The sequence below is a fragment of the Rodentibacter sp. Ppn85 genome (genome assembly GCF_001999335.1).
GTDB lineage: Bacteria > Pseudomonadota > Gammaproteobacteria > Enterobacterales > Pasteurellaceae > Rodentibacter.
The window spans coordinates 1-26,847 of sequence record NZ_MLHS01000038.1 but is presented as its reverse complement, the minus strand read 5'-3'; the positions used below and the strand labels follow the sequence as shown (position 1 = coordinate 26,847).

The window sequence follows — 26,847 nt, the reverse complement described above, 5'->3', positions numbered from 1 at the left end:
CACGAATAACACGGGCTGTTCTTTGGCAGTAGTTGAACCCTTATCGCTCCCACTCAAGGGCGATAATCCTTTACTAACTAAACCAAAGAGACAATTCAAAATGAAAACCTATCAAAAACTGACCGCACTTTTAGCGGTACTCCCTACCCCTGTTTTATCTTTAACACAAGGGGGCGCAAATGTTTAATCAATCTATTTTATCCGCTCTTCAAAGTCACACGAGTTTTAATCAACTCAACAAGCATAGCGAAATCGACCCAATGAGCAAGGAAGATTTAAAAGCCTTGCGCAATGAATCGAAAAATCTTTGCGAATCTATCGAATATGGCTTATTTCACCTAGGCGATATGATGGCAAATTTAGGTTATTTGGCAGATTCTGAACAAGATTTTAGCCATTGCGCCATGAATAACGACAACGTAAAACATATTGGCGGGCTAATTAAAGCAAACGCCTATTTGCTCAACGCTTTGAGAGAAACGGCAGGATTAGCCGAATATCACCTTAGCAATATGAAAGCTTCCATGCTGAAAGGGGGGAAAGACAATGAGTAATCTATCCTTTGAACAAATTTCAGCTATCAAAGAGGCAATCTGTAAAGCCCGTGGCGTATCAATTCTTTTGTCAGAAACAGTAAGAGGCAAGGTAGAGAGTGACGTAGCAGAAGTGATCACGGATTACCTAGAGAAAGCAATTCAGCAGCTAGAGGGGAAAAGCGATGAATAACGTAATCCTACACTATCAAGACGGGCGCACGTTTATTTGTGCGGAAGGTGTCACCCTTGCCCGGGCGGAAGAAATCAAATCCTACATTGAATCAAACAAAGATGATTTTAGCTATCGTGATGTTGTGGCGGTGGAGATTAAGCACACAGGGGGAAATGATGAAACCAACTAACCCAATGGCACAGCTTGAGCAATGGAAAGCAAACCATAAAGCCACCAACGACAAAAGCTCGGTTAAAAATTGCGAAAGTAAATCACATTTTGCAAAACTAGGAAAAACGCAATTAAACGAGCAAGGCGCGACTAAATCCAAAAGCAAAGGGGAATCTACTACTTAATCCTTTATCGTTTACCTATGCGCAAATTACACGGCAATTTAAGCTGATTTTAGAGAGTAACAAGCGATGTTTGGACGTTTACCATGATAGTTTTCATCACAAGCTAAAAATGCGTGCAGAAATGGCGGATTTAGTCGAACGGTTAAAAACGGGCGGAAAGTTATTTAATGCGCTGGCGAAATCTCAAGGGGTAACATTCACCCGAGACAATGCCGGCACGTTGAAAGACTTCAATCAAGCCAATGGCTATTTGATTTATAAATTCAATGAGGCGATTGAGCAAATCGACCGGCTCAATATCGAGCGCATAGAGAATGAAAAGTTGCAGGGGGTGAATAATGACTAAGGTAAATTATCAAGTTGTCGGATATAGCCAACATAAACCAATCATACTAGGCACGGTAAACACCCTAGCAGAAGCATTAAGCCTATCGGAAAAAGCGTTGAATGAAGTGATTTATCAAGCCGTATCGATTAAGAAACAAGGGGTAAGCAATGGCTAAAACAACAAAATCCAATCATTCACAAGAAAAGCTAGACTGGTCGGACTATTCCGAACGGGAGAAAGCGGCGTTGGCTTGTGGTGCGGAAGATAGGGCAACTGCTTTTCCCGCCTTGTTTTCACTGCTTGACGGTGTAAGAGAGGCAATTATTTCCGCCAATGCCGAGCTGAAAGGCTATGATGACTATCTGCGTGCGGTGGTGGCTGATTGTCATTATGTGGAGAAATGGCTAATTCAATCAATGCCGGAACGCAAAGGCGTTGATAATGTGGACGACATACTGGCGAACTTAACTGCGGAAGAAATCCAGCAGGATTTAATGAAGTTCACCATATTAGGCTTTTTGCGAGCCAATATCGCTTTAATATCCCAAGAGGCACAGATAGCCCTTGCTCAAATGGAAAAGCACACAGTAAGCGAAACAGGAGGGCAACAATGGCTAAACTAAAAAACGCCCCCTTTGTGAAAGCACAAGACCAAACTGGCGAAACAGAAATCACTATTTGCTTAGGCTTGCAAGCGTGGGAGATTGCCAAGCATATTGATGAATCGGGTAAAAGTGCGGTTGAAATCGACCTTGAAAATGCCTTAGGCGAAAACGCCCATAAATCGCCTTGTGTGGTGGTGGACGATAAAGCCTTAGAATCTATCCAATCATTGCGAATTGCCCCGAAAAACGCCCGTTATGTTCGTTTAATTCGGGCAAATGGTGGCAATGCGTTAGACACGGAAGTTTTAGAGGCGGTTTATTTGAATCTAGCCAAACATACGGCAGCCGAAAGTGTGATTTATTATGATGAAGCCTTGCAGATGATTGAAGATGTGAGCCGATATATTCAGCGCATACGCAAGGGCGAAACCTATCACGGGGAAATTCAGCTCATTTGCGAATCAACCCGAGACAATCATCAACCCTATATCGAAGAACGCAAGGAAAACGGCATAGCGGGCATTTATCGGATTATTCCGAAGTTAGACAAGGACACGGGCGAATTAAACGAAAAAAGCGAATGGCTGGCGGATTGTGTGGACGTGGTGGGCGTGGGCATTTCCGAGAGTGAGCATTTTTCTATGCTTTCCTTTCAAGCACAGGGCAAAACTGAACCGACATTAATTGCCCTACCATGGGCGGATATTGGCGAGCGTACCGGCTGGCAATTGCTCAAGCAAAAAGGCGTAAGAGTGACTAACAATCAACGGCTCAAGCCTCATTTAGCGGATTTTCTGCAAGACACTCGGAATAAGCCCATTTATCTGATTGTGAATGAAACCGGCTGGCAAGCGGATTTTAACGCGTATATCTTGCCAAACGGTGAAGTATTGGGAAAACCTAGTCAGCCTGTTTATTTCAACAGTAAGTCAGCCACCACCGCAGGTTATCAAGCCAAAGGCACGTTAAGCGACTGGCAGCAGGAAATCGGGCAATATCTCAAGGGCAATCATTCCATGATGCTGGGGGTGGCTTGCGCTTTGGCTGCGCCTTTGATTGGCTTAATTGGGGCGGAAAGTTTTGGTGTACATTTGTTCGGGAAATCCAGCGCAGGAAAAACTACCATAGCGAATATTGCCAGCTCAATCTATGGCGAACCGGATATGATTCGCTTATCGTGGAACGGCACCAGCCTAGGTTTAATTAACGAAGCCGCCGCGCGTAATGACGGCTTTATTCCCCTTGATGAAATCGGACAAGGGGCAAGTAAAAAGCACGTAGAACAGACCGCTTACGCCTTATTTAACGGCGTAGGGAAAATTCAAGGGGCAAAGGAAGGCGGAAACCGAGAATTAAACCGCTGGCGGATTTTAGCCTTTTCCACCGGTGAACAAGATTTAGAGTTGTATCTCAAGCAGGACAACATCAGAACCAATGCAGGGCAATTAGTGCGCTTGTTAAATATCCCTATTCAGCCCGCCAACACGTTTTATCATTTTGGCAATGGCAAAGCCCACGCCGACCATTTAAACGCCATGACACGCTGCTACTACGGCACAATGGGCAAAGCGTGGATTATGTGGCTATTAGAAAATAAAAGCGCGGTGGTGGCTGAATATCAACGTTATGCTGCGCAATGGCAATCAATGCTACCCAATGACGCTAGCCCACAAGTTAACCGGGTGGCGGGTAGATTTGCCATACTGGAAACCGCCTTACAACTGGCGGACCATTTAACTGGTTGGAAAACACAGGAAAATCAGACCGCACTTTTACACAGTTTTAACGAATGGGTGAACGAGTACGGGCTACATTCAAGGGAAGAAAAACAGATTATTGAACAGGTGAATGGGTGGCTTTTAAGATATGTATCACGCTTTATTGAAACCCCCTTCGACCCGAATCAAAAAGAGCCTAGTGATACAGCAGGTTATAGGCTATTAGCCAATGAACGAAATGATAAAGAGAAGTTTTTAATTTTTCCGCAGGTTTATCTTGAAGATGTGATTAAAGGCTTTAATGAGAAACAGGCAAATGAAATATTATTCAATGCCGGAATGTTAGAGCGTTCTAATGAAACTCCACCTAGATTTAGGGTGCGCATTCCGGCTAATGTAGATAAAAAACAGACGCGATGTTATGTCTTGATTCCAATCACGGAAACGGAAGAGGGAGAAAAAATCGAGTAAGAGCAAAGAAAAAAATAAGAGGGCAAAACGCCCTCTTTTTTGTTGTGTAAAAGATATGAATAAATCAAAGCGAATGAAATTGAGTGATGAAAAAATTTTGTATATATAGGGATTTTTTACCGGGACAAGCGGGACACAATAGAGACACACAATAACATACTCAATAAAAACAAATAGTTATAATTAAAAACTGTCCCGGTATTTAAAAAAAATGTCCCGATTTTAGACTATTTTGTCCCGATTTTTAGCAGTTTTGTCCCGCTTATTTTTTAATCAAATTTTTCTGTCCCGGTTTTATCCCGGTGTGTCCCGGTGCTTTGGGACAGATTTGAAAATTTAACCAATTGAAATATAAGGTATTTTGTTGTCTGTCCCGCTGGCCCGGTTGTCCCGGTGTTTTTCTGTTATATATACACTTTTTTATATGGTGAAAGTTCCTTTGTTGATTCATAGGTGAAACTTTAAATGCTTTTATTGTAAATATACCATTTACGAGTATAATGTATGAAAATTAGTCATGAGAATAAAAAATGAAACTTGCTTTTGTTGAATTGCCCTTTTTTGAAAAATATCGGGCCGAGTATTTATCAGATGATGAATATAAAGTTTTACAAAATGAACTATTAGACAATCCCGAAAGGGGGGATTTAATTCAGGGTTCAAATGGCTTGAGAAAAATCAGAGTGGCAAACAGTAAACGAAACAAAGGCAAAAGAGGCGGTGCAAGGGCTATTTACTATCACTACATCAACAATCAAACTATTTACTTTTTCACGATCTACGGAAAAGAAGTTAAAGACGACTTAAAACCCGAAGAATTAAAAGTTTTGGCACAACTAGCCAATAACATAAAAAAAAGAACAGGAGCAACCCAATGACAGAACGAAATTTATTTGAAGAGTTAAAACAAGGTTTTGAACAAATGGGGCAACACCTAGAGGGGAAAATCACGCTAAGAACGGAAACACTAGAAAAACCCTCTCCTATAACTATTACACCGGAAGAAGTGAAAGCAATCAGACAGCAGCTGAATTTATCCCAAACGGTATTTGCACGAAAATTAAGAACCAGTGTAAGAACATTCCAAGCGTGGGAACAGGGGCAAACTAAACCAAGCCAACAAGCCGCCTTACTTCTGCGAATGGTGGAACGTTCACCACAGATTTTTGAGGAATTAGCTAAGATATAGCATAACGATTTAAAAGGCTTAGTGCATTGCATTGAGCCTTTTTAATATGGGGAGAGGCAAGAAAAAGTTCAGCGAAAAAGCCTTAAATACCGCACGGGGAACGCCGTTTTATCGCTATTACAGTTTTTTATAGCCTTTTTTATTTATTGAATTTCGGGAGCAGTACGCACGCAAGGGAAAATTTAATCTCCTCAAATTTGGGGAGATGTTACCGTGGTTATATGGTAACGGTTGAATTATCCGTATAATGTGGACTATTGGGCATTCGTATAACACGAACACCTTAATCAAACAAAAAACCTCAAAATTTGAGTTTTGTTAGAAAGATGATGGTGACCCTAAACCCCAAAAAACTGCCGAAAACCGCGATGCCGCAACCCCGTGGAACCCCCACCCCGTCTGGGAGTACCTTTTAACGATCACCCTATAATCACTTGCTATCACTGGCTTTACCGCTATTCTATGAGAAAATAAGATCACCCTGTTGAATTGATTATCCCGTTCATATCAATTCAATTATCGTTCGACATCTATCGACATCCACCAACGGTAGAACTTTACCTCAATTTGAGGGATAGGCAGCCAATCCAAAAAAGGATCGGTTAGAGGTGAACGCAAAAATGCGTTGGCTAAACTTACCGAAAGAATAAATGTTTTACCAAAACGGAAATACTATCCAAGAGAAATTCTTGGAGTCCATAAAAAAGGGAAATTTGAGCGGCTGATACCCTCTCTTTACGATCCGAATAATTGTTCAAAGAATAGTCATTTTGATAGATGACTTTGTATTTTAGTAGTACGTTTAGTAGTACGAAATTAAATTTAGTTAATTGTGTATTAATTAAATCAATAAGTTAAGTTGTAAATTCAAGTCCGGTAGGTACCAAAGGGACTTTTCTCCTCTTATTTCCTCTTTCGTTTTCATAAACCAAACCCTTATAAACACTGACTTTAACGTAATTCTACTTTATTTTCTCATACTTTTTCTTACGAGTTTATACGTTTACCGCCACAGATTTTAGTTATGTGCTTAGTTATACGAAACAATGCGAAATAAATTGCGTATAACTAAAAATCGTTTGAATCTTGAATTTACTGGCTTGAATGAGGATTATTTTTACAGTTAGTTATACGAATTTTTATTTTATAGAGACTTAATTTATGGCGCGTATAACTAAACCACTCACCAACACAGAAGTAGAGCGAGCCAAACCTTAAAGATAAAGACTACACGCTATCAGACGGTCAAGGGCTTTATCTATTGATTAAATCAACCGGTGCGAAACTATGGCGGTTTAATTATTACAAATATCACACCCTCCCACTTAAGCGCACGGAAATTAGTTTAGGGAAACATCGCGAATATCGGCAATATGTAGCTGAATAAGAGTTTTTATTAAAAAATACAATCATCCCCTTAATGTCATTAAGGGGATTTTCTTAGATCACAATATCTGACTCAGCGAATTTGACCGAGAGAAAATCGATTAATAACCTTGCGGACGGTTGTAAACTGTTTCTTGAACTATATGCAACGTTGTACCATCCATATTGGGGATATGCCATCCTTCCGGCGAAATAATTCGTAATCTGTCTTGTTTTAAATCTTTTCTGACTAAAACTTCCGGTAATACGGCTATCCCAACGCCTTTGACAGTACTTTTATGAATAAGATAAATGTTCTCACTAATTAATTTAGGATAATAAGAAATATGTTGTTTTCCCTCTTTGTGATGTTCAAAGGACCAAGAATGATCTTGTCTTGCCCAAGTTAAAACAGGGTAGTGATGAATTTGTTTCAGAGTTTTGAAGGGTTCCCTGATAAGTTTTGGGCTTGCAACTAGGTAGTGTTGGGATAAACAGAGTGTTTTTGTGACAACTTCACTGTCTTCAAAAGGATAAGGGCGCACTCTTAAGGCAAAATCCAACCGTTCTTTAATTAAATCGACTTTTCTATTTGTACTTTCTACAAATAATTCAATATCGGAATAAGTTGCTATAAATTCAGCAAGCATATCATTCACATACAAGTCCAATAATTCTTTAGGGCAGCTTAGTCTAATTTGCCCTTTTGATTCGAATTGTTGGTCAATAAAACGTTGTTCTTTTTCTACCTGTCGAACCAAACTTAGGCAATATTGATAGTATTGATCGCCTAGATGTGTGACTTCAAATTGATGAGTATTTCGCTGAATGAGTGCAACGCCAAGTACTTTTTCTAACTTCGCAATGCGACGACTAATTGTCGTTTTAGGAATGCACAAGCGACGACTGGCTTCACTAAAACTTCCGGCATTGACCACTTGTACGAATAAATAGAGATCATTTAAGTCTAAATTATGTTTCATTTTATTGTTCCAAATATGCAACAGGGAAACTCATTTGTAGATCTACAAATGGAGCAATATTACCTCTATATTATGCGAGCCGTGATACGGCAACTTGAAACAATGTGAGAGTTGTTTTGAGAAATGAATGACGTATATCTTAGACTTAACTAGGATATACGTCAAACTTTTAACAATTTTTGGAGAAGTAAAAATGGTAAAACCTTATGTTCGTTTAGACAAAAATAATGCAGCTATGCTGTTGGTTGACCATCAAACTGGTCTTTTATCTTTAGTGCGTGATATTGATCCGGATAAATTCAAAAATAACGTATTGGCAACGGCAGATTTAGCGAAATACTTTAACCTTCCAACTATTTTAACCACCTCTTTTGAAACCGGTCCGAATGGTCCGTTAGTACCGGAATTAAAGGAAATGTTCCCTGATGCTCCTTATATTGCCCGTCCCGGTAATATCAATGCGTGGGATAATGAAGATTTCGTGAAAGAGGTTAAGGCAACGGGTAAAAAACAATTGATTATTGCCGGTGTGGTCACTGAAGTGTGTGTCGCCTTTCCTGCGCTTTCAGCCATTGAAGAAGGTTTTGATGTATTCGTGATTGCCGATGCTTCAGGAACATTTAACGAGATAACCCGTGATGCGGCATGGCGTCGTATGGAAGCGGCAGGTGTGCAAATGATGACTTGGTTCGGCGCCGCTTGTGAACTACACCGTGACTGGCGTAATGATATTGAAGGTTTAGGTGCGTTATTCTCTAATCATATTCCTGATTATCGTAACTTAATGACCAGTTTCAATACGCTTACACAAAAATAATTAACTTCTAAACAGGACGCAGTGATGCGTCCTTTTTCGTTTGAAAATATAAAAACGGTTTATTACTATGTTCGCCTTTTATTAATCATATTAATCCATCCAGAGAAGGACAATACGATGACTAAAGTTGCTTTTATTGTCGGCAGTTTAAGCCAACGATCCATTAACCGACATATAGCGAATGAGATTTTAAAAAATGCACCACAAGGTGTTGAAATTGAGGAAATCCGGATTGGTGATTTGCCTCTCTATACCCAAGATTTAGATAGTCAATCTATCCCTGCTTACGATCGCGTCCGCTTGCAAATTAAAGATGCTGCGGCAGTATTAATCGTTTCTCCTGAACATAATCGTAGTGTACCGGCGGCATTAAAAAATGTGATTGATATTGCCAGCCGTCCGTTTGGTCAAAATGTATGGGCTAATAAGAAAGTCGCGATAGTCACCGCATAGCCAGGGGCTTATGGCGGGATTAATTCAGGTGTCGATTTACGTAAAATTATGCAAGTGGTAGGTGCAGATGCATTAAATCAACCCGAAGTCTATTTAAGCCGTGCGGGTTTAGAAATTGATGAACGAACAGCCGGTTTCTTAGCAAAATTTGCTAGGGCATTTTTTCAATGGGTAGAATAAGGAATAAAAAAGTGAGTGTTGATAAAATTTTAGCCAAAACCAAAGATGTGGGCGGTATTCCTGTTGCCCGTTTACTACCGCAGCCACAACGAAAAACCGTAGGGGCTTGGTGCTTTTTAGATCACGCCGGTCCGGCAGAGTTTGAAGAGGATTCTCTCGGTTTGCAAGTGGGATTACATCCGCATACCAATCTTCAAACCTTTACTTGGATTTTGGAAGGTGAAGTTTGGCACCAAGATAGTCTTGGTAATCGACAATTGATTCGTCCAAAACAAGTGAACTTAATGACGGCAGGAACGGGGGCGAATTACGGTATCAGCCATACGGAACAAACACCGGAAGGTGTTCACGATTTACACGCCGTGCAACTTTGGATTGCTTTGCCAATGAATCAAGAAATCAAACCGAATTTTGAACATTATCCGCAATTACCGGAGTGGAGTGAAAACGGCATTGATTATGTTTTGACAACGGGCGGTTATTTAGGTCGCACTGCTCCAACAACACAATTTAGCCCATTAGTTGGGGTTGATATGCAATTTAAAAACGCACAGGTATTTGAGATTGATCGTGTACCAAGTTTTGAATACGGTATTTTAGTCTTAAAAGGCGAAATGAAAGTAAATGGAGTGAGTTATAAAGCCGATGAATTGGCGGTTTTATTTGATTGCCAACATGCAAATGTGGAGTTAAAACTGTGGGCGGAAGCAGGGTCGCATATTATGTTATTAGGCGGCGAGCCATTGCCACATTCGACGATGATATGGTGGAATTTTGTGGCGGACAGCAAAGAGGCATTGGAGCAAGCCGTTGCAGATTGGAATAATGGACACCCTCGTTTTGGCGATATTAATCTTGAAGGTAGTGTATTGAAACGTTTACCGGCACCTCAAGTTCCCAATAAATTACGTTAGATACATAAATAGCAAAACAGTAATCCTTGTTACGTTTAATTACGAACAAGGATTTCTTACGGCACGAAAATTTTCTTGTAAAAAATCACATAATGAATATTCACCAATGCTATTGGTTATATTTAAAAAATACTCGGTTTACTCCTACAAATCTTAATTGAAAGCAAGTAAAATGTGCCCGTTTTTTACTTTTTTAATTCTTTTTAGGAGTGACTATGGCTGCTGAAAGCGCAGGTGATTTAATTCGAGTAGTGGCATTACTGGGCGCAGCAGTAGTGGCTGTACCATTATTTAAACGCATAGGATTAGGCTCTGTATTGGGTTATCTTGCAGCAGGATTGACGATTGGTCGTTATGGTTTGCAGGTAATTGATGATCATCGAGCCATTATTCATCTTGCAGAATTTGGTGTCGTGATGTTCTTGTTTGTGATTGGGCTTGAAATGAAACCTTCACATTTATGGAGTTTACGTCGTCAGATTTTTGGGCTTGGTAGTATGCAGGTGATCATTTCTGCGATTTTAATGACGATCGTGGGGGCGCAATTTGGTGTGTCTTGGGAAGTCGCTTTTGTATCTTCAGCCGGTTTTGTATTGACATCTACGGCGATTGTGATGCAAGTATTAGGGGAACGCAAAGAACTTGCTACAAAGCGCGGTCAAAAAATTGTATCAATTTTATTATTTGAAGATTTGTTAATCGTACCGTTGCTTGCCGTTGTCACTTTTCTTTCTCCTTTTGAAAAAACCGAAGCCTCTATGCCTTGGTGGCAATCAGCGGGCATCGCCATGCTTGCCTTAGCGGTATTAGTGTTTATTGGTCGTTTCATTTTAAATCCGGTCTTCCGTATTTTAGCGAATGCTAAGGCTCGTGAAGTCATGACCGCCGCTGCGCTTTTCGTTGTATTAGGGGCTGCATTGTTAATGGAAAAAGCAGGATTATCCATGGCAATGGGGGCTTTTGTGGCCGGTGTCATGCTTTCTGAGTCCGCATTCCGTCATCAATTGGAGGCGGATATTGAGCCTTTCCGCGGTTTGTTGCTTGGACTTTTTTTCCTCGGTGTCGGTATGGCATTGGATTTGAAGGTCGTGGCTGAGAACTGGCAACTAATTTTTCTCGGTGTAATCGCTTTGATGCTAACCAAAGGTCTCTGTATTTATGTTGTTGCCCGTCTTGCAAAAAGTACGCATAAAACAGCATTGGAACGTACCCTTTTAATGGCTCAGGGGGGGGAATTTGCTTTTGTTCTTTTTGCAGCCGCTCTATCCAAAGGGGTAATTGATGAAACGGTCAATGCTAATATGACGGCAATCGTTGTACTTTCGATGGTAATGACACCAATCATTTTGGTCCTTTATGAGAAATACGGTGCAAAAGAGACGCAAGAAGAAATTCAACCTGATGAGATTGACGAACAGCATCCTATCCTCATTATCGGTATGGGACGTTTTGGGCAAATAGTGAATGATTTACTACGTTTAAGCGGTTATGCAACAACGGTAGTGGATCTCAATCCAAAGATGATTAAAGGTTTTAATGAGTACGGCATTAAATCTTATTTTGGTGATGCTTCCCGTCGTGAGTTTTTAATTGCGGCGGGATTGGAACAAGCAGAAATGCTAGTGGTTGCTATTGACAACAAAGAGCAGGCATCCGCTATCGTACATTTTGCCCATGAAGTGAATCCGAATATTAAAATTATTGCGCGTTCTTATGACCGTTTTCACACATTTGATTTATATAATTCCGGAGCCAATGAAGTCGTACGTGAAACGTTCGATTCTGCTGTGCGTACCGGACGTACCGCATTAGAAGGTTTAGGTATGGAACCCGAGGTGGCAAAAGAAATTGCGGAATATTATTTCCATGGTGATCGTCATGAAGTGAAATTAATGTCTCAAGTTTACGAGCCAAAATCAGAATTCTTTAAAAGCCCGGCATTACAAGATATTGCTAGGGAATGCGACCAAAAAATGGCGGCAGATATTCAAGAAATTTTGGTGAGAGCGAAAGAAAAAGAACAAGAAGAAAACAGTATTATGTAGCAAACGTAGAAGATAAAAATATTGACAAAAATGACCGCACTTTTAAGCGCCAAAGTGCGGTCATTTCTTTTCTTATTTTGTTATGCACTCAGTTTTGCTTTTAATTCTTGCAATGCGCGTGCGCGGTGAGAGATTTTTTTCTTTTCGACTGTTTCAAGTTCTGCAAAGGTGCAACCTTGTTCCGGGCTGAAAAATAAGCTGTCGTAGCCAAACCCGTTTTCCCCTTTTTCCTCAAAACCAATTACACCATAGCATTCCCCTTCTGCAATAATGGGGGACGGATCCGTAGGATGTTGTAATAATACGATACAGCTCACAAATTTTGCTTGGCGTTTTTCTTTCGAGACATTGGCAAGTTCCGCCAACAATTTTTGGCGATTTTTCGCATCATTACCCTCCTCGCCGGCATAACGGGCGGAATATAAACCCGGTGCGCCGTTAAGCGCATTAACGACTAACCCCGAATCGTCAGCAATAGCCGGCAAACCTGATTTTTCTGCGGCATAACGGGCTTTCAATAAAGCATTTTCCACAAAGGTCAAGCCTGTTTCTTCGGGGCTTTCAATGCCTAAATCCGTTTGAGCGATCACTTCAAACCCTAGTGTTGCCAACACATCAGCCATTTCTTTCACTTTGCCTTGGTTGCCGGTCGCAAGTACAATTTTTTGCATGATTATTTATCCTTTTGATTGAAATTTTGATGATAGCCGGACATTAATTCCGCCCAGTTTTGTTCTGTAAATTGGATTTTCATTCTTTCAGTTTCTTTTGCAAGAGAGCGATGTAAACGGGTTAGGTTTTCCGTTTTCCAAAAATTCCCTGATTTTTCACCGCACTTGTCAAAATCAAGTAGCCAACATTTTTGTTCTAGTTCGGTATGTTGAACAAGAATATTATGAGCATTGAGATCCGTGTGGCAAATTTGCAAATCGTGTAATTGGCGAATGAACCCGCCGATTTGTTGCCAAACTTCACTAGGTAGTGTTTGAGTTTGCAAAAGAACGGTTAAATCCTGTGCATTTTCGATTTTTTCAGTGAGAATATCCGCTTGATAGCAAATACCCACTTTGCCTTTTTTTATGCGTGCACCAATAGGCTTGGGTACTGGCAAACCGGCTTCATATAAGCGTTGTAATAAATAAAATTCTGTGAAACTGCGCGTTTTAACAAGGCTTGAAAAATGATAGCAATCTTTGTTGAATTTTCCCCACAAGCCGCCTCGGTAATAATGCCGAAGTGCGCAATTTACGCCAAACCAATCTTGGGTTGCCAAAAAATAAGTGGTTCCCCGCCCTTTTGCCGAGCCAAGAATACGGTTTTGTGTTTGCCAAAATTGAGGGGTGAAAAAATCCTGTTGATGTGTGAAAGTGCGGTCAAAATTGAAGATAAAAAATTGGTTATCTTGTTGGAACTCAAGCATTTTGATTGGGTTGAATGATAGAAAATGTCCCCATTCTACTTTAAAATATCACTAATTTAAACGAGAAAGGAGTGCCTATGACACTTTTTACCGAAGTTCCAACATCAATTTGTATTCTGCGCTTGTCAGCAGTGGGTGATGTGTGTCATGCCCTTGCCGTGGTGCAACATATTCAGGCGTATTACCCGCAGACAAAAATTACTTGGATTGTAGGAAAAACGGAATCGGCTTTGTTGGAAGGAATACCGAATGTTACACTCATTCCTTATGATAAGAAAACAGGTTGGAAGGGGATTTTTTCCTTATGGAGCTTGCTTAACAATGAGCGTTTTGATGCCTTGTTGAATATGCAAACGGCGTTTCGAGCTTCCATCCTTTCTTTAGGAATTAAGGCAAAATATAAAATCGGTTTTGGGCAAAAGCGTTCTCGTGAGGGGCAATGGCTTTTTGTTAATCGCCAAGTGAAGGATCCGATATCGCTTCACGTATTAGACGGTTTTATGGCATTCGCCGAATATATCGGTGTACCGCAAGGAAAGCCCGCTTGGTATTTGCCAATTTCAGCACAAGATCAGCAAGTCGCCGTACAATTTATTGATCCGACCCGTAAAAATTTATTAATTTCCCCTTGTTCCAGTAAAGTTGAAAAAGATTGGTTGGTAGAGCGTTATGCAGAAGTGGCAAATATAGCGCACCAACATAATGTGAACGTGATTTTTTGCAGTTCACCTGCAAAACGTGAGGTGGAAACGGTGGAAAAAATAACCGCACTTTGTGATTTTGTGCCTACTAACGCGGCAGGAAAAACGAGTTTAAAACAACTTACGGCATTGATTGCCAATGTTGATCTTGTGCTTTCGCCGGATTCCGGCCCGGCTCATATTGCCACAACGCAGGGAACGCCGGTTATCGGATTGTATGCTTACCATAATCCGCTGCGTACCGCCCCTTATTATAATCTGGAAAATGTGGTGTCTGTGTATGAAGAAAACGTGCAAAAAGAATTTGCCCAACCTTCTTCTGAATTGCCTTGGGCAACAAAGTTGAAAGGAAAAAATTTGATGGCAGAAATTCAAGTGAAAGATGTGATTGCCCAGATGGAAAAATTGAATTTGTGGTAATAAAAAGGCGTTCATCGAACGCCGATATGAATAATTTTAGAAAGATTATTCTCCTTTTTGTACATTAAAAGCTTCTAATGCACGCAATGAATAGGTATAAGCGGCACCGGCATTGAGAGCGATAGACATTGCCAATGCGGCGGAAACTTCGGCTTCGGTAGCGCCGGCTTTTACCGCTTCTTCCGCATGAACGCTAATGCAGCTTTCGCAACGTGTGGTGACTGCTACGGCAAGGGCAATTAATTCACGAGTTTTGGCATCAAGTACATTACCTTCAGCGGCTGCCGCACCTAATGCTTGATAGGCTTGCAACATTTTCGGATGTTTTTTGCCAAGCTCGCCAAATGATTTTTTAACGTGTGAAGTGTGTTCTTTCCAATCGGTAAACATTGTATTTTCTCCTAAAATAAATTGATGTCTCAATGAATTGATGGCGAAAATTATAAACAAATGACACAGATAAACTTGTCAAATTAGCTCAATTTCTATGGTTAAAATCTCAATATGGATTATTTAGATAAACTTATTCGCTTGGCGCAGGTGCGTGGCGAGATTAATATTCGCTGTCAATTTCAGGGAAATTGGCGGGTTTCATATGACGAACGGGCGGATAGCAAAGGCATTTTTCATTTAATTGAAGACGGCGAATGTTGGTTGACATTGGGCGAAATGCGATTTCATTTGAAACAGGGCGATATCTTTTTTTTGCCACAAAATCGACCGCACTTGATGCAACATTCGACAGAAAAAACGGACTTATTAGCATTGAATAAAATGTGGCAGGGGGCGTTTGAAGTTCATCAAATCGGGCAAGGCACCCCTAATTTAAAAATGTTTTGCGGCGCATTTTATTATCAAAAAAATGCACTATTGACGGCATCACTGCCCCCTTATTTACATTTGAATTTGAACGACACGCCGATTCATCCGCTGATACGGCTTTTCTTACAGGAAGCGGCACAACAGGAAAGCGGTAATCAATCCGTGATTGATGCTTTGGCAAATGTATTGTTCATTTATATTTTACGCCACGCCTTGAGTGTTGGATTGATTGAGCAAGGTATTTTATTTGCGTTGCAGGATAAGAGGCTCAATGCTGTATTGATGAAACTTTTGCAATCGCCCGAACAAGATTGGCATGTTGAACGGCTTGCTGAACTTGCCTCGATGTCACGGTCGAATTTTATTCGTGTATTTCAGCAACAAGTCGGTATGTCGCCGGGGAAATTTCTCACTAAAGTGCGGTTAGATTTGGCGGCGTTTTTATTAAAACAAACCCAACAATCTATTTTGTCGATTGCCCTAGATGTGGGATATCAATCGGAAGCGCATTTTAGCAAAGCATTTAAGCTGGCGTATACGCTTTCGCCGAGCCAATATCGTAAGCTATAAATTGAGGAATTTTTACGCTATAATGCTCAGGTTTTGAAGGCAATTTATGTTGCCTTTTGTTTTTTTAAGGAATTTAAGGAAATCTAATGTTCGATAAAATTTTTTCATGGTTTGAAAACCGTTTAAATCCTTATCCGGAAAGCAATCCGACTACACCGAAAAAAGGGCTGTTCCGTTTTATTTGGTCAAGCATTGACGGGATGAAAGGCTGGATTTTCTTGCTGGCGATTTTAACGGTCGGTACCGGTGTGATGGAGGCATTACTATTCCAATTTATGGGCTTACTTGTGGATTGGCTTGGCGCTTATACACCGGCGACCTTATGGCAAGAAAAAGGGCATTTGCTTATTAGCATGGCTGCCCTGCTTTTGTTAAGTATTGTGTGGTCTTTTATTGGAGTAAATGTCCGACTACAAACCTTGCAAGGGGTATTCCCGATGCGTTTGCGTTGGAATTTCCATCGTTTGATGTTAGGACAAAGTTTGAGTTTCTACCAAGATGAATTTGCCGGTCGTGTTTCTGCAAAAGTGATGCAAACTGCCCTTGCGGTGCGTGATACAGTGATGACTATCGCTGATATGCTGGTTTATGTAGCAGTGTATTTTATCACTTCAGGTTTGGTATTAGCAGCATTGGATATTTGGTTCTTATTACCCTTTGCTATTTGGATTTTCCTCTTTATCATGATCTTGAAGTTACTCATTCCCCGTTTGGCAAAAACGGCTGAGCGCCAAGCGGATGCCCGCTCCCTAATGACCGGGCGGGTGACAGATGCTTATTCCAATATTGCGACAGTAAAGTTATTTTCTCATGGTTCACGTGAGGCGTCATACGCAAAACGATCAATGGAAGAATTTATGGTGACGGTACATGCGCAAATGCGTCTTGCCAGTTCCCTAGATACCTTAACTTATGCAAGCAATATTTTCTTAACCTTAACCACTGCGGTATTAGGTGTCATTTTATGGCAACAGGGGCAGGTTGGCGTAGGGGCGATTGCGACAGCGACAGCAATGGCATTACGTGTGAACGGACTGTCTCGTTGGATTATGTGGGAATCGGCACGTTTATTTGAGAATATTGGTACCGTGAATGATGGGATGGCGACACTGACTAAACCACACACTATTGTGGACAAGCCGAATTGTCTGCCTTTACAGGTGAAGCAAGGAGAAATTAAATTTAGTGATATTACCTTTGCTTATGATCCGACAAAACCCCTATTAAATCATTTTAATCTCACCATCAAACCGGGGGAAAAAGTCGGGTTAATTGGGCGCTCCGGTGCGGGTAAATCGACTATTGTTAATCTCTTACTCCGTTTTTATGAGGCACAGCACGGTACGATTACCATTGACGGACAAAATATCTTGGATGTGCAACAAGAAAGTTTGCGTAGTCAAATTGGTTTGGTTACACAAGATACCTCGCTATTACACCGTTCTGTACGTGATAATATTATTTATGGTCGCCCAAATGCAACGGATGAAGAAATGAAATGGGCGGCAGAACGGGCTGAAGCGGCGGATTTCATTCCCTTTTTAACGGATGCTCAAGGAAGAAAAGGTTATGATGCACACGTGGGTGAGCGAGGAGTAAAACTTTCCGGAGGGCAACGCCAGCGTATTGCGATTGCGCGTGTGATGTTGAAAGATGCGCCGATTTTATTACTTGATGAAGCTACCAGTGCGTTGGATTCTGAAGTGGAAGTGGCGATTCAAGAAAGTCTTGATAAGATGATGGAAAATAAAACAGTTATTGCTATTGCCCATCGTTTATCGACGATTGCTGCAATGGATCGTTTAATCGTGTTAGATAAAGGTCAAATTGTGGAGCAGGGTGCACACAGCGAATTGCTTGAACAAAACGGCTTGTACGCAAAACTTTGGAAACATCAAAGCGGTGGTTTTTTAAATAGCCATGAACATTTAGACTAAAACAGAAAAATAAACAACCGCACTTTATCCAAGTGCGGTTGTTTTTTTCGATTTGGGCTTAATTAAGCCAGAAAATGTAAGCAAATGTTGCGATGACAAAGACTGAAACAATATTTAATACGACACCTGCACGTACCATTTCGCTTTGTTTGACTTGACCGCTCCCAAATACAATGGCATTTGGTGGGGTTGCCACCGGTAACATAAATGCACAGGATGCGCCTAAACCAATAATTAATGCAAGGCCAATTTCAGGAACGCCTAAGGACTGGGCGATAGAAATAAAGATTGGCACCAGTAATGCGGCACTGGCGGTATTGGAAGTAAATTCCGTTAAGAAAATTATAAATGCTGCGACCAATAGACCAATTAAATAATAATGCTGTCCCTGAACTAAGAAGACAATACCGTCAGCAAGTATTTTACTTGCACCGGAGTCTTTCAAAACAGCACTTAATGTTAAGCCGCCGCCAAAGAGCATTAACACGCCCCAGTCGGTATTTTCTTGGATTTGTTTCCAACTTGCCACGCCTGTTGCACAGATAATAATCGCCGCGAGCAAAGCTACAACACTGTCAAAGCTAGCAATGTTTTTTGTCAAACCTAACAAGCTTGATATGAACGGATTGATATTGCTGCTAAACACCCAGCATAGTGCGATAAACACAAAGATCGTTAGGGTTAAAATCCGTTTTGGATTCATCTCAATTTTTTCAAAAGATTGTTCGAAATGGTGGCCAAGTTTAGGTCTGAATACAATGAAAAGCGTACCAATCATTAAAGGCAATAAGATTAGCATAATCGGCAGGCCGTACCAGAGCCAATCTGAGAAAGTGAGGTGTAAGTTACTTGCAACAATCGCATTTGGCGGACTACCGACTAAAGTCCCCATTCCACCAATACTTGCACTATAAGCGATCCCTAATAAGACGAACACGTAAGTATTATGCTCTTTTTCATTATCCATATTGCTTAAAATACCCATTGCAAGCGGTAACATCATTGCAGCGGTTGCGGTGTTACTCATCCACATTGAAAGGAAAGCGGTGATCAAAAATAAGTAAATTACTGCAACAAAAAGGTTGCCTTTAGCAAATGCCATAATTTTATTGGCAATCATTCTATCCAATTTTTGCATATGCAATGCCGTGGCTAATGCAAACCCGCCAAAGAATAAGAAAATAGTGGGATCAGAAAAAGTAGCAAGAGCCTGTTTTGTAGTAACAAGACCTAATGCGATTCCCAATAAGGGAACAAGTAATGCGGTAATGGTCACATGCAAAGCTTCACTTAACCAAAGTACGGCGATAAATCCTAATAATGCAAGTCCTGCATTTTCTTTGGGTGAAAAAGGCAAAAATTTTAACAGAACAAAAAATAGTACAATATCTGCAACGAATATAATGCCGTTTTTATGTAGTTTTAGCGAAGATGTTGTGCTCATAAAATCCCCTTACATTTTTGTAAATCAAATGAAGTAAGTGATGTTAAAGAAATGTCATCAACTTGCAACGAGCAAAATTCAAAAGTGTGATCAAGTGCAAAAAATTTAAACAAAAAAAGTGCGGTTATTTTGACCGCACTTGAAATTTTATTTATTCTCCCTCTAAATCTTTTAGATCGAGAGGTTCTTGGGAAAGAATGATACCGGTAAGATCGGCGTAAATATAATCTTCAGGGAAAAAAGTTACGCCGCCAAAATTCACGGGAATATCGGTTTCACCAATGTTATTTTCATCGGCACCGACCGGAATCGGTGCAAGGGCATGAATACCGATATCAATATTTTCAAGCTGCTGAATTTGGCGAATCGCACCATAAACAATAATGCCCTCCCATCCGTTATCTGCGGCAAGTTGGGCTAGTTCGGCGTCCACTAAGCCTCGACGCACAGCACCGCCGCCGTCCACAACCAATACACGCCCTTCGCCGTTTTCTTCCAATACTTCAGCGATGAGTCCATTATTTTCAAAGCATTTCACTGTTGTGACTTTACCATAAAAATGATTTACGCCGCCAAAACTTGAAAAAATCGGTTCTACCACATCTACTTGATCTGCATAAAGATCGCACAGCTCTGAAGTATCAATAAACATAAATTTCCCCTGTTAAAATTTTGAGATCTTGCTTAGTATATGCCGATTTAGCCGATAAGCAAGCCCAAACTAAAAAGCAAGTTGATGAATAATGAAATCATTGACATCTGTGCAAGCATTGGACGTAATGTGCCGGGCTCTTGGCTGCGATAGACAAAAATTGCATGCTTTATAAGAATTGGAAAGGCTAATAAGAATAAATAATTTACCCAAGAAGTAGCGGTAGTTGTGGCAAAAATCAAGTAACATAATGCGGCAACGACTAATAAAACGCAGTGGTAAACACGCCCTTTATATGCTCCTAAACGCACTGCTAACGTATTTTTACCGGCTTTGGCGTCTTGCTCTATGTCGCGTAAGTTGTTTATGTTTAATACGGCACTTGCTAATAAACCTGATCCGATAGCCGGTAGAAGAATTTTGCTGTCAATACTATGTGTTTGTAAATAGTAGGTTCCGCCCACACCAAGCAAACCAAAAAACAGCAAAACGGAAATATCGCCCAATCCCATATAACCATAGGGTTTTGTTCCCACAGTGTAGGTGATGGCGGCAATAATGGCTAAAACGCCCAGCCCTGCAAAAGTGACTAAATCGGAGAGATTTTTGTAAGCGATACCGATCAACAAACTGCCGGCAATAAAGCTTGCCGCGACCATTAAAATTAATCCCCATTTCAATTCAATGGCTGAAATTCCCCCTTTTTGAATACCGCGTAATGGCCCAATGCGTTCTTTGGTGTCTGAACCTTTTTGATGATCGCCATAGTCATTGGCAAAATTTGAGAGAACCTGTAATAAAATCGTGGTGAGTAAATAAAGTGCCATCACCAAGTAATTAAATTTTTCCGGATCAGCCCGGTAGCCTAAAGCCGAACCGGTGAAGATTGAAGCTAATGCTAAGGGTAAGGTTTTCGGACGAGCCGTTTCCCACCACATTTTCAGTTTTTCATTTATCATTTTTTTTGACCGCACTTTTGATTACAATAAATCGCGTATTCTACATTAATCTCAAATATTTATGAATGATTTAACCCTATCGCCCATTGCGATTATTCACTCGCCCTATAAAGAAAAATTTTCCGTACCGCGCCAACCTGACTTAGTGCAGGATGGCGTGGGCATTGTGGAATTGCTCCCACCTTATAATTCACCGGAAGCGGTGCGTGGTCTGGAAGAATTTAGCCATCTTTGGTTGATTTTTCAGTTTGATCAAATTCCTCAAGGTAAATGGCAACCTACCGTACGGCCGCCACGTTTAGGCGGAAATCAACGGGTTGGCGTGTTTGCTTCGCGAGCGACCCATCGTCCAAATCCATTGGGCTTGTCAAAAGTGGTATTGCGAAAAGTAGAATGTATTCACAGTAAAGTCTTTTTACATTTAGGCTCGGTGGATTTGGTGGATGGCACACCTATTTTCGATATTAAACCTTACATTGCCTACGCTGATAGCGAACCTGATGCTCAATCAGGCTTTGCACAAGAAAAGCCCCCGCTAAAACTTCAGGTAGAATTTTCGGAACAAGCACAAAGTGCGGTCAAAAAACTCGAACAAAAACGACCGCACTTAATGCGTTTTATTCGTGAAGTTATCGAGCAGGATCCGCGACCGGCTTATCAACAAGGTAAACCGAGCGAGCGTGTTTATGGTATTAGTCTTTATGAGTTTAATGTGAAGTGGAAGATTAAAGCAGGGACAGTGAATGTCGTAGAAATATTGGATATTGAAAAAAATAAAGTAGGGTAATCTATTTTTGACGATTAGCGTCTCCCATCTTCACCTTATTCTATATATCGAGACTACCCCAATGAAGTCCGTACGCGGGATTTAATTCTCCGGCAGCGCATTGAGTACAGCTTTGACTAATGTCGCCAACGGAATAGCAAAAAATACGCCCCAAAATCCCCATAAACCGCCAAAAATAAGGACGGAAATAATGATAATTAAGGGGTGTAAATTCACTGCTTCAGAGAATAAATAAGGGACTAATAAATTTCCGTCCAATAACTGGCTCACTGCAAAGGCGATAATGATGTACCAGAAAGTCGGACTAATGCCGAATTGGAACAAAGCAACAAGTGCCACGGGAATAGTCACTAACACGGCTCCGATGTAAGGCACTAGGACGGAAAGCCCTACGGCAAAGGCCAGTAAGAGCGGATAATTTAAGCCGAAAATTAAGAAAATAACGTAAGTTACCAAGGTGACAATTAAAATTTCTAGTAGTTTTCCATGAATGTAATTGGCAATTTGTTGTTGCATTTCCGTCCATACTTTGAAGGCGAGGTGGCGATTGCGTGGTAGAAAACGACTCACACCTTGTAAAAGTTCGCCTTTATCCTTCAACATAAAAAACATCATTAATGGTACTAAGAACGCATAAATACCGAGTGAAACCAAGTTCATTATGGAGACAAGCGAAAGTTTGACGGCAGACTCGCCAAAACCGAGAATTTTTTCCCGTACGGAATTAAAAATAGCGTCTACCATGGAATAATCGATCAGTTCCGGATAATGCTCCGGCAAGCTAAGTAGCCATTCGTTCAGTTTATTGAACATTGCAGGTAAATCGCTTAATAAAGAGACGGTTTGATTCCATAACATCGGCACTAACACAAGGAAGAAAATGGTTGCTACGCCAATGAAACTGCCGAAGATAATAACCGTTGCCAACATACGCGGAAATTTCAAACGATTTGTCAAAAAGTGAATTGGCATTTCTAACAAATAGGCAAGTACAATCGCAATGAGAAATGGGGCAATTAAATTTCCGAAAAAATAAATCGCAATAAAACCAAAAAGTAAAATAGCCAATAGTCCCATTGCTTGCGGATCGCCTAAACGGCGTGTATACCAGCTTTTTAACATTTCTAACATTATCAACATCCAAAGTGAGCGTTTTTCGTCATTATAAGTTAAAATATCTTTCAATTATAGCCAGCTAAAGGAAATTCTATGTCTGTTATTATTTATCACAATCCTCGTTGTTCCAAAAGCCGGGAGACATTAGCGTTACTGGAGGGAAAAGGTATTCAGCCAAACATTGAACTTTATTTGCAAAAACAATATTCCGTTGCCGAATTGCAACAACTTGCAGATAAATTGGGCATCACGGATATTCGCCAAATGATGCGGGTGAAAGATGATCTTTATCAATCCTTAAATCTTGCAAATTCGGCATTGACGAATGCAGATTTATTGGAGGCGATAAGTCTGCATTCCGCCTTGCTTGAACGTCCTATTGTGGTGAATGGCGACAAAGCAAAAATCGGACGACCGCCGGAAAGTGTTCTTGAAATTTTGTAATTTTAAGGTTTACCCGTATAATACGACAGCCGTGAAAATTCCTTCGCGGCTTTTTTAAGGAAAAATTATGGCAAAGAAACAAAAAAGTGCGGTTGAAAATCAAGCCGTTTATCTACATACGAGAGGGGGCGTAAAAGATAATGCAATCATGGCATTATTACATGACAAATTATTTCGTCAGCGTATTGAGAAAAAACGTAAAGGAAAAGGTAGTTACCAACGAAAAGCAAAGCACGTAGGGAAACTTTTTGAAAAGCCCGATTATAAATTTTTTGATTTCAGAAACTTTATAATCGGGTTTTTCTTAAAGTAATCGGCGTGACGAGAGGTAAAATATGTCAAACAAAACAGAAACATTATTCAATACAACATGGAATGTACGCATTAGTGATCCGGGTGAAGAGGGGGCGCACAGCCATTTTTTTGAAACCGTTTATTTAACCCTTACCGCACACTTTGAAGAAAACGGGATTCGCTATGAATTTGTCCGCAGAGTAGAGGAGCAAGTCAAAATACAACGTTCATTTACAGAATTGAATGAATTGTTCAAATTTCTTGGCGATTATTTAGATGCAGTTTCTCTTGGTATGCTAGGAGTGAAAATTGGTAATTTAGGTGTGAAAACCGAATAATTAAAAAGCAAAAGTGCGGTTGAAATTAACCGCACTTTTTTCTATTTGGCTAGAAGAACGCTTAAAGCATTATAGATTGTTTTAGCCGTCTCATCCTCTATTGTGTTGCCATCTTCATCGCTAATGACAACGGCACTTTGTTTTCCTATAGCAGAAATTTGCATCATATAAGTGCCTTTTTCAAGTTTCGGTTCATTGCCCCCTAAACGTAACCAATCTTCTTTATCTAACGGCGAATATTTCAATTCTCGTTGTCCGCGACCGGCAGTTTCTGATTGGGTCGTAAATCCCAATTTTGGCAAGACAGAGCCTAATTTTTCCCATGCTTGACCAAAGGAGGCATTCATACCCAATGCGGTTCTTCCGTTTGTATCAGTAATTAACCCTGATTGGAATGCGCCTACGGAGGCATTATTGAGATCTTGCTGTTGCTGATTGTAGTTATGAGTTAATGTTGAAACAAAACGATTTAAGCGAGCGGAGGCGTAACGTTGTTTTTCTGCCACACTTGGTGTGAAAAGAATATTATTGCGACGCATCTGCGCTACCGAGACACCTAATGCACTGGCATCAGGTGCGGTAAATTGTTCGACTTGATAACGAATTTCCGTATCGGATTTGTCGTCTGCACGTTGCGTATTATGCCAATCTGTTAATAAAACACCACCATCGATAGTAGAATCAATCCCTTCTTCTTTTAATAAACGTTGAATTTGCTGTAAATTGTAGAGAGAGGCTTGCTCGTTGGGATAAACGATTAAAGCGCGTTCGCCATCAAATTGTGTTAGTGAGTTTTTTATGATCGCCAAGGGGACTGATGGCGGACGAATATCAACGGCTGTATCTCTTTTTACGGCAATATTGGGTAAATCATAGGTGGATGCCTGTTGTGGCAGATTAACCCCACCGCTTGCTAAAGGTGCGAAATTTGGAATAGGAGAGTTTGATTTTTGATAACTATCATTTGCGCTTTGTAATTTTTCAGGATCGGTCGAACAGGCGGATAATAAGGCTGCCATTGCTAATCCTAAGAAAATTTTTTTCATAATAAATCCTTAAAAATAAACGAAAAACTGACCGCACTTCGACAATTAGTTATTCAGAAAGTTTGGGGGCTGAAAGTCAGCCCCTTATGGTTAATTAAATCAAACCTGCTGTTTTTAATGCCGCTTCAACTTTTGGCTGTGCATTTTCACTGAGAATTGTTAATGGTAAACGAAGAGAAGGCGATTTAATTAATCCTAAACGATAAGCCGCCCATTTCACCGGAATTGGGTTGGATTCCACAAACAAATCACGATGTAATGCCATTAAACGCCGATTAATTTCTTCTGCTTTGGAAAGTTCGCCAGCACGTACTAAACGACACATTTCCGCCATATCTTTTGCAGCCAGGTTGTTGGTAACGGAAATGACACCTTCAGCCCCTAGCTTCATCGCTTCTAATCCCGTTGCATCATCCCCGCTTAATACGATGAAATTTTTTCCTGCTAATTTTTTGATTTCTGTTATACGATGGACTTCACCGGTCGCTTCTTTAATACCAATGATATTTTCAATTTGTGCTAAACGGGCAACAGTTTCCGGTTTCATATCACTTCCTGTGCGCCCCGGTACATTGTAAAGAATTTGAGGTAAATCAGTACATTCCGCAATAGCTTTAAAGTGTTGGAATATTCCCTCTTGTGTCGGCTTGTTATAATACGGCACAACGGAAAGACATCCTGCCACACCGCTATCACGCAATAGTTTTGTCATCACAATCGCTTCACTGGTTGCATTTGCGCCCGTTCCGGCAATGATTGGAATGCGTCCTTTTGCCAGTTCTACGGTTTTCTCAATCACTTTAACATTTTCTTCAATACTTAATGTAGCGGATTCACCGGTTGTACCTACTGAAACAATAGCATCAGTGCCTGAGTCGATATGAAACTCTACTAGTTTTTTCAGGGCTTCAAAATCAATTCCGCCGTGATTATCCATTGGGGTGACTAAAGCAACAATGCTGCCGAAAAATAAGGGATTTTGCGTAGACATAAAACCTCCGTTTCAGGTTATCGTGATTAATATTTGAAAAACGTCTGTTAGGATCGCTAAAATGACTAAAATTTGCAAATCATTTTTTTATTTTGAGGAATTTTGTATGAAAACATTACAAGCGGGTGATACCGCTCCGCAGTTTACATTAAATAATCAGGCTGAAATACCGGTTTCCCTTGCGGAATTTAAAGGTAAAAAAGTACTTGTTTATTTTTATCCGAAAGCACTAACACCCGGTTGCACAACGCAAGCTTGTGGATTACGGGATGTGAAAAATGAATTGGAAAAATTGGGTGTGGCCATTTTAGGTATTAGTCCTGATAGCCCTAAAAAATTAGCGCAGTTTGCAGAGAAAAAAGCGCTCAATTTCATTTTACTTTCAGATGAAAATCATCAAGTTTCCGAGCAATTTGGCGTATGGGGAGAAAAGAAATTTATGGGAAGAGTCTATGATAGTATCCATCGAATAAGCTTTCTCATTGATGAGCAAGGCAAAATTCAGCACGTATTTGATAAATTTAAAACCGGTGAACATCATCAGGTGGTTTTAGATTATCTTCAATCCCTCTAAATTTTTTATAAAGTTTACCGGTATTATGTGGCAAACTCACAAAATAAAAATGGATACAATAAAATATAGGGGCGCACTATGCACACCCTAATCGATAAATTTGATATCGGACAAAGGTAGTGTGTCCCTACAATCTTATTAATCGAAAAAATTAACCGCACTTTTTAAGGTTTGAATAAAAGGAACACCAATTGGAACAA

The 26,847-nt window shown here is 40.5% G+C and carries 32 protein-coding genes and 2 pseudogenes; 24 read left to right on the top strand and 10 right to left on the bottom strand.

The features are described from left to right. Nucleotides 1-22: 22 nt before the first annotated feature. The 11 genes and pseudogenes from BKL51_RS12095 to BKL51_RS12090 form a co-directional block, all read left to right on the top strand. The gene (locus BKL51_RS12095; RefSeq protein ID WP_233127095.1) at nucleotides 23-187 is read left to right on the top strand and encodes a hypothetical protein; all 165 of its coding nucleotides are present in this window, start codon (nucleotides 23-25) and stop codon (nucleotides 185-187) included. Next, entirely contained in the window at nucleotides 180-554 is a 375-nt protein-coding gene (locus BKL51_RS06865; RefSeq protein WP_077465984.1) for a hypothetical protein, read from the top strand. Before BKL51_RS12095 ends, BKL51_RS06865 begins: the two co-directional genes overlap by 8 nt. Next, on the top strand, nucleotides 547-726 hold the full coding sequence (locus BKL51_RS06860) for a hypothetical protein (RefSeq protein ID WP_077465983.1): 180 nt from the start codon (nucleotides 547-549) through the stop codon (nucleotides 724-726). The genes BKL51_RS06865 and BKL51_RS06860 overlap by 8 nt, the downstream gene beginning before the upstream one ends. Then, nucleotides 719-898 (top strand): hypothetical protein, encoded by a 180-nt coding sequence (locus tag BKL51_RS06855; RefSeq protein WP_077465982.1) that lies wholly within the window; start codon nucleotides 719-721, stop codon nucleotides 896-898. Before BKL51_RS06860 ends, BKL51_RS06855 begins: the two co-directional genes overlap by 8 nt. Continuing rightward, nucleotides 885-1,410: pseudogene (locus BKL51_RS06850) on the top strand (hypothetical protein). The gene BKL51_RS06855 and the pseudogene BKL51_RS06850 overlap by 14 nt, the downstream one beginning before the upstream one ends. Beyond that, complete coding sequence (locus BKL51_RS11865) at nucleotides 1,403-1,567, top strand: hypothetical protein (RefSeq protein WP_158074919.1); 165 nt, start codon at nucleotides 1,403-1,405, stop codon at nucleotides 1,565-1,567. Before BKL51_RS06850 ends, BKL51_RS11865 begins: the two are co-directional and overlap by 8 nt. Further along, nucleotides 1,560-2,015, top strand: a complete 456-nt coding sequence (locus BKL51_RS06845) for a hypothetical protein (protein WP_077465981.1) — start codon at nucleotides 1,560-1,562, stop codon at nucleotides 2,013-2,015. Before BKL51_RS11865 ends, BKL51_RS06845 begins: the two co-directional genes overlap by 8 nt. Further along, nucleotides 2,003-4,186: a DUF927 domain-containing protein gene (locus tag BKL51_RS06840; protein WP_077465980.1), complete on the top strand. Its 2,184-nt coding sequence runs from the start codon at nucleotides 2,003-2,005 to the stop codon at nucleotides 4,184-4,186. The genes BKL51_RS06845 and BKL51_RS06840 overlap by 13 nt, the downstream gene beginning before the upstream one ends. A gap of 530 nt (nucleotides 4,187-4,716) precedes the next feature. Further along, nucleotides 4,717-5,064 (top strand): type II toxin-antitoxin system RelE/ParE family toxin, encoded by a 348-nt coding sequence (locus BKL51_RS06835; protein ID WP_077465979.1) that lies wholly within the window; start codon nucleotides 4,717-4,719, stop codon nucleotides 5,062-5,064. After that, the gene (locus BKL51_RS06830; protein WP_077465978.1) at nucleotides 5,061-5,375 is read left to right on the top strand and encodes a DNA-binding transcriptional regulator; all 315 of its coding nucleotides are present in this window, start codon (nucleotides 5,061-5,063) and stop codon (nucleotides 5,373-5,375) included. Before BKL51_RS06835 ends, BKL51_RS06830 begins: the two co-directional genes overlap by 4 nt. Before the next feature lie 1,161 nt (nucleotides 5,376-6,536). After that, nucleotides 6,537-6,732, top strand: a pseudogene (locus BKL51_RS12090) (integrase arm-type DNA-binding domain-containing protein); the annotation flags it as partial. A gap of 130 nt (nucleotides 6,733-6,862) precedes the next feature. Here BKL51_RS12090 and BKL51_RS06820 read toward each other — a convergent pair. Continuing rightward, entirely contained in the window at nucleotides 6,863-7,723 is an 861-nt protein-coding gene (locus BKL51_RS06820; protein WP_077465977.1) for a LysR substrate-binding domain-containing protein, read from the bottom strand. Nucleotides 7,724-7,916: 193 nt separating this feature from the next. On the opposite strand from BKL51_RS06820, the gene ycaC reads away from it, so the two are divergent. From ycaC to BKL51_RS06800, 5 genes are all read left to right on the top strand, one after another. Continuing rightward, entirely contained in the window at nucleotides 7,917-8,540 is a 624-nt protein-coding gene (gene ycaC, locus BKL51_RS06815) for an isochorismate family cysteine hydrolase YcaC (RefSeq protein ID WP_077465976.1), read from the top strand. A 117-nt stretch (nucleotides 8,541-8,657) separates the two neighbouring features. Continuing rightward, complete coding sequence (locus BKL51_RS06810) at nucleotides 8,658-8,993, top strand: NADPH-dependent FMN reductase (protein WP_233127094.1); 336 nt, start codon at nucleotides 8,658-8,660, stop codon at nucleotides 8,991-8,993. Nucleotides 8,994-9,041: 48 nt separating this feature from the next. Continuing rightward, nucleotides 9,042-9,173 (top strand): hypothetical protein, encoded by a 132-nt coding sequence (locus tag BKL51_RS12255; protein ID WP_255372287.1) that lies wholly within the window; start codon nucleotides 9,042-9,044, stop codon nucleotides 9,171-9,173. Nucleotides 9,174-9,184: 11 nt separating this feature from the next. Next, the gene (locus tag BKL51_RS06805; protein ID WP_077465975.1) at nucleotides 9,185-10,087 is read left to right on the top strand and encodes a pirin family protein; all 903 of its coding nucleotides are present in this window, start codon (nucleotides 9,185-9,187) and stop codon (nucleotides 10,085-10,087) included. A gap of 215 nt (nucleotides 10,088-10,302) precedes the next feature. Beyond that, nucleotides 10,303-12,132 carry a monovalent cation:proton antiporter-2 (CPA2) family protein gene (locus BKL51_RS06800; protein ID WP_077465974.1) on the top strand — a complete coding sequence of 610 codons (1,830 nt, stop codon included), beginning with the start codon at nucleotides 10,303-10,305 and terminating at the stop codon, nucleotides 12,130-12,132. An 80-nt stretch (nucleotides 12,133-12,212) separates the two neighbouring features. On the opposite strand, the gene BKL51_RS06795 is transcribed toward BKL51_RS06800, so the two are convergent. Next, on the bottom strand, nucleotides 12,213-12,806 hold the full coding sequence (locus BKL51_RS06795; RefSeq protein ID WP_077465973.1) for an XTP/dITP diphosphatase: 594 nt from the start codon (nucleotides 12,804-12,806) through the stop codon (nucleotides 12,213-12,215). Next, complete coding sequence (locus tag BKL51_RS06790) at nucleotides 12,806-13,552, bottom strand: 3-deoxy-D-manno-octulosonic acid kinase (RefSeq protein ID WP_077465972.1); 747 nt, start codon at nucleotides 13,550-13,552, stop codon at nucleotides 12,806-12,808. Before BKL51_RS06790 ends, BKL51_RS06795 begins: the two co-directional genes overlap by 1 nt. A 77-nt stretch (nucleotides 13,553-13,629) precedes the next feature. Between BKL51_RS06790 and BKL51_RS06785 the strand changes: the two genes are divergently transcribed. Then, nucleotides 13,630-14,673, top strand: a complete 1,044-nt coding sequence (locus BKL51_RS06785) for a glycosyltransferase family 9 protein (RefSeq protein WP_077465971.1) — start codon at nucleotides 13,630-13,632, stop codon at nucleotides 14,671-14,673. Nucleotides 14,674-14,718: 45 nt separating this feature from the next. On the opposite strand, the gene BKL51_RS06780 is transcribed toward BKL51_RS06785, so the two are convergent. Further along, entirely contained in the window at nucleotides 14,719-15,063 is a 345-nt protein-coding gene (locus BKL51_RS06780) for a carboxymuconolactone decarboxylase family protein (protein WP_059368148.1), read from the bottom strand. A gap of 114 nt (nucleotides 15,064-15,177) precedes the next feature. Here BKL51_RS06780 and BKL51_RS06775 point away from each other — a divergent pair, with 114 nt between their 5' ends. After that, nucleotides 15,178-16,065, top strand: coding sequence for an AraC family transcriptional regulator (locus BKL51_RS06775; protein ID WP_077465970.1), 888 nt, complete (start codon nucleotides 15,178-15,180; stop codon nucleotides 16,063-16,065). An 86-nt stretch (nucleotides 16,066-16,151) separates the two neighbouring features. After that, nucleotides 16,152-18,002, top strand: coding sequence for an ABC transporter ATP-binding protein (locus tag BKL51_RS06770; RefSeq protein ID WP_077465969.1), 1,851 nt, complete (start codon nucleotides 16,152-16,154; stop codon nucleotides 18,000-18,002). Nucleotides 18,003-18,060: 58 nt separating this feature from the next. Here BKL51_RS06770 and BKL51_RS06765 read toward each other — a convergent pair whose 3' ends face one another. The 3 genes from BKL51_RS06765 to BKL51_RS06755 all read right to left on the bottom strand — a co-directional run bounded on the left by BKL51_RS06765 (nucleotide 18,061) and on the right by BKL51_RS06755 (nucleotide 21,057). Further along, entirely contained in the window at nucleotides 18,061-19,446 is a 1,386-nt protein-coding gene (locus BKL51_RS06765; protein ID WP_077465968.1) for a DASS family sodium-coupled anion symporter, read from the bottom strand. Between the two features lie 151 nt (nucleotides 19,447-19,597). Continuing rightward, the gene (gene rraA / locus BKL51_RS06760; protein WP_077465967.1) at nucleotides 19,598-20,098 is read right to left on the bottom strand and encodes a ribonuclease E activity regulator RraA; all 501 of its coding nucleotides are present in this window, start codon (nucleotides 20,096-20,098) and stop codon (nucleotides 19,598-19,600) included. A gap of 47 nt (nucleotides 20,099-20,145) precedes the next feature. Next, entirely contained in the window at nucleotides 20,146-21,057 is a 912-nt protein-coding gene (locus BKL51_RS06755; RefSeq protein ID WP_077465966.1) for a 1,4-dihydroxy-2-naphthoate polyprenyltransferase, read from the bottom strand. A gap of 61 nt (nucleotides 21,058-21,118) precedes the next feature. Here BKL51_RS06755 and tsaA point away from each other — a divergent pair, with 61 nt between their 5' ends. Further along, nucleotides 21,119-21,844: a tRNA (N6-threonylcarbamoyladenosine(37)-N6)-methyltransferase TrmO gene (gene tsaA, locus BKL51_RS06750; protein WP_077465965.1), complete on the top strand. Its 726-nt coding sequence runs from the start codon at nucleotides 21,119-21,121 to the stop codon at nucleotides 21,842-21,844. 81 nt (nucleotides 21,845-21,925) lie between these two features. On the opposite strand, the gene BKL51_RS06745 is transcribed toward tsaA, so the two are convergent. Then, complete coding sequence (locus BKL51_RS06745) at nucleotides 21,926-22,975, bottom strand: AI-2E family transporter (RefSeq protein ID WP_077465964.1); 1,050 nt, start codon at nucleotides 22,973-22,975, stop codon at nucleotides 21,926-21,928. A 78-nt stretch (nucleotides 22,976-23,053) separates the two neighbouring features. On the opposite strand from BKL51_RS06745, the gene arsC reads away from it, so the two are divergent. The 3 genes from arsC to BKL51_RS06730 all read left to right on the top strand — a co-directional run bounded on the left by arsC (nucleotide 23,054) and on the right by BKL51_RS06730 (nucleotide 24,036). Then, nucleotides 23,054-23,404: an arsenate reductase (glutaredoxin) gene (arsC, locus tag BKL51_RS06740; protein ID WP_077465963.1), complete on the top strand. Its 351-nt coding sequence runs from the start codon at nucleotides 23,054-23,056 to the stop codon at nucleotides 23,402-23,404. A 67-nt stretch (nucleotides 23,405-23,471) separates the two neighbouring features. After that, nucleotides 23,472-23,717 (top strand): alternative ribosome-rescue factor A, encoded by a 246-nt coding sequence (locus BKL51_RS06735; protein ID WP_077465962.1) that lies wholly within the window; start codon nucleotides 23,472-23,474, stop codon nucleotides 23,715-23,717. Between the two features lie 22 nt (nucleotides 23,718-23,739). Beyond that, nucleotides 23,740-24,036: a DUF5377 family protein gene (locus tag BKL51_RS06730; RefSeq protein ID WP_077465961.1), complete on the top strand. Its 297-nt coding sequence runs from the start codon at nucleotides 23,740-23,742 to the stop codon at nucleotides 24,034-24,036. A gap of 41 nt (nucleotides 24,037-24,077) precedes the next feature. Here BKL51_RS06730 and bamC read toward each other — a convergent pair whose 3' ends face one another. Both bamC and dapA read right to left on the bottom strand, forming a co-directional pair. Next, a complete protein-coding gene (gene bamC / locus BKL51_RS06725) occupies nucleotides 24,078-25,082 on the bottom strand; it encodes an outer membrane protein assembly factor BamC (protein WP_077465960.1) in 1,005 nt (334 codons plus the stop codon). A 94-nt stretch (nucleotides 25,083-25,176) separates the two neighbouring features. After that, on the bottom strand, nucleotides 25,177-26,073 hold the full coding sequence (gene dapA / locus BKL51_RS06720; protein WP_077465959.1) for a 4-hydroxy-tetrahydrodipicolinate synthase: 897 nt from the start codon (nucleotides 26,071-26,073) through the stop codon (nucleotides 25,177-25,179). Between the two features lie 106 nt (nucleotides 26,074-26,179). On the opposite strand from dapA, the gene bcp reads away from it, so the two are divergent. Continuing rightward, nucleotides 26,180-26,647 (top strand): thioredoxin-dependent thiol peroxidase, encoded by a 468-nt coding sequence (gene bcp / locus BKL51_RS06715; protein WP_077466028.1) that lies wholly within the window; start codon nucleotides 26,180-26,182, stop codon nucleotides 26,645-26,647. Nucleotides 26,648-26,847: the final 200 nt, after the last annotated feature.

Bases quoted from the DNA above. Each gene is read 5' to 3' on its own strand.
- tsaA (WP_077465965.1), top strand. From the start codon at position 21,119: ATGAATGATTTAACCCTATCGCCCATTGCGATTATTCACTCGCCCTAT.
- BKL51_RS06810 (WP_233127094.1), top strand. From the start codon at position 8,658: ATGACTAAAGTTGCTTTTATTGTCGGCAGTTTAAGCCAACGATCCATT.
- BKL51_RS06835 (WP_077465979.1), top strand. From the start codon at position 4,717: ATGAAACTTGCTTTTGTTGAATTGCCCTTTTTTGAAAAATATCGGGCC.
- BKL51_RS06780 (WP_059368148.1), bottom strand. From the start codon at position 15,063: ATGTTTACCGATTGGAAAGAACACACTTCACACGTTAAAAAATCATTT.
- ycaC (WP_077465976.1), top strand. From the start codon at position 7,917: ATGGTAAAACCTTATGTTCGTTTAGACAAAAATAATGCAGCTATGCTG.
- BKL51_RS06855 (WP_077465982.1), top strand. From the start codon at position 719: ATGAATAACGTAATCCTACACTATCAAGACGGGCGCACGTTTATTTGT.
- BKL51_RS06730 (WP_077465961.1), top strand. From the start codon at position 23,740: ATGTCAAACAAAACAGAAACATTATTCAATACAACATGGAATGTACGC.
- BKL51_RS06865 (WP_077465984.1), top strand. From the start codon at position 180: ATGTTTAATCAATCTATTTTATCCGCTCTTCAAAGTCACACGAGTTTT.
- BKL51_RS06840 (WP_077465980.1), top strand. From the start codon at position 2,003: ATGGCTAAACTAAAAAACGCCCCCTTTGTGAAAGCACAAGACCAAACT.
- dapA (WP_077465959.1), bottom strand. From the start codon at position 26,073: ATGTCTACGCAAAATCCCTTATTTTTCGGCAGCATTGTTGCTTTAGTC.
- BKL51_RS06800 (WP_077465974.1), top strand. From the start codon at position 10,303: ATGGCTGCTGAAAGCGCAGGTGATTTAATTCGAGTAGTGGCATTACTG.
- BKL51_RS06775 (WP_077465970.1), top strand. From the start codon at position 15,178: ATGGATTATTTAGATAAACTTATTCGCTTGGCGCAGGTGCGTGGCGAG.
- BKL51_RS06830 (WP_077465978.1), top strand. From the start codon at position 5,061: ATGACAGAACGAAATTTATTTGAAGAGTTAAAACAAGGTTTTGAACAA.
- BKL51_RS06770 (WP_077465969.1), top strand. From the start codon at position 16,152: ATGTTCGATAAAATTTTTTCATGGTTTGAAAACCGTTTAAATCCTTAT.
- bamC (WP_077465960.1), bottom strand. From the start codon at position 25,082: ATGAAAAAAATTTTCTTAGGATTAGCAATGGCAGCCTTATTATCCGCC.
- BKL51_RS06860 (WP_077465983.1), top strand. From the start codon at position 547: ATGAGTAATCTATCCTTTGAACAAATTTCAGCTATCAAAGAGGCAATC.
- BKL51_RS06845 (WP_077465981.1), top strand. From the start codon at position 1,560: ATGGCTAAAACAACAAAATCCAATCATTCACAAGAAAAGCTAGACTGG.
- BKL51_RS06790 (WP_077465972.1), bottom strand. From the start codon at position 13,552: ATGCTTGAGTTCCAACAAGATAACCAATTTTTTATCTTCAATTTTGAC.
- arsC (WP_077465963.1), top strand. From the start codon at position 23,054: ATGTCTGTTATTATTTATCACAATCCTCGTTGTTCCAAAAGCCGGGAG.
- BKL51_RS06735 (WP_077465962.1), top strand. From the start codon at position 23,472: ATGGCAAAGAAACAAAAAAGTGCGGTTGAAAATCAAGCCGTTTATCTA.
- BKL51_RS06755 (WP_077465966.1), bottom strand. From the start codon at position 21,057: ATGATAAATGAAAAACTGAAAATGTGGTGGGAAACGGCTCGTCCGAAA.
- bcp (WP_077466028.1), top strand. From the start codon at position 26,180: ATGAAAACATTACAAGCGGGTGATACCGCTCCGCAGTTTACATTAAAT.
- BKL51_RS06820 (WP_077465977.1), bottom strand. From the start codon at position 7,723: ATGAAACATAATTTAGACTTAAATGATCTCTATTTATTCGTACAAGTG.
- BKL51_RS11865 (WP_158074919.1), top strand. From the start codon at position 1,403: ATGACTAAGGTAAATTATCAAGTTGTCGGATATAGCCAACATAAACCA.
- rraA (WP_077465967.1), bottom strand. From the start codon at position 20,098: ATGTTTATTGATACTTCAGAGCTGTGCGATCTTTATGCAGATCAAGTA.
- BKL51_RS12255 (WP_255372287.1), top strand. From the start codon at position 9,042: ATGCAAGTGGTAGGTGCAGATGCATTAAATCAACCCGAAGTCTATTTA.
- BKL51_RS06745 (WP_077465964.1), bottom strand. From the start codon at position 22,975: ATGTTAGAAATGTTAAAAAGCTGGTATACACGCCGTTTAGGCGATCCG.
- BKL51_RS06785 (WP_077465971.1), top strand. From the start codon at position 13,630: ATGACACTTTTTACCGAAGTTCCAACATCAATTTGTATTCTGCGCTTG.
- BKL51_RS06765 (WP_077465968.1), bottom strand. From the start codon at position 19,446: ATGAGCACAACATCTTCGCTAAAACTACATAAAAACGGCATTATATTC.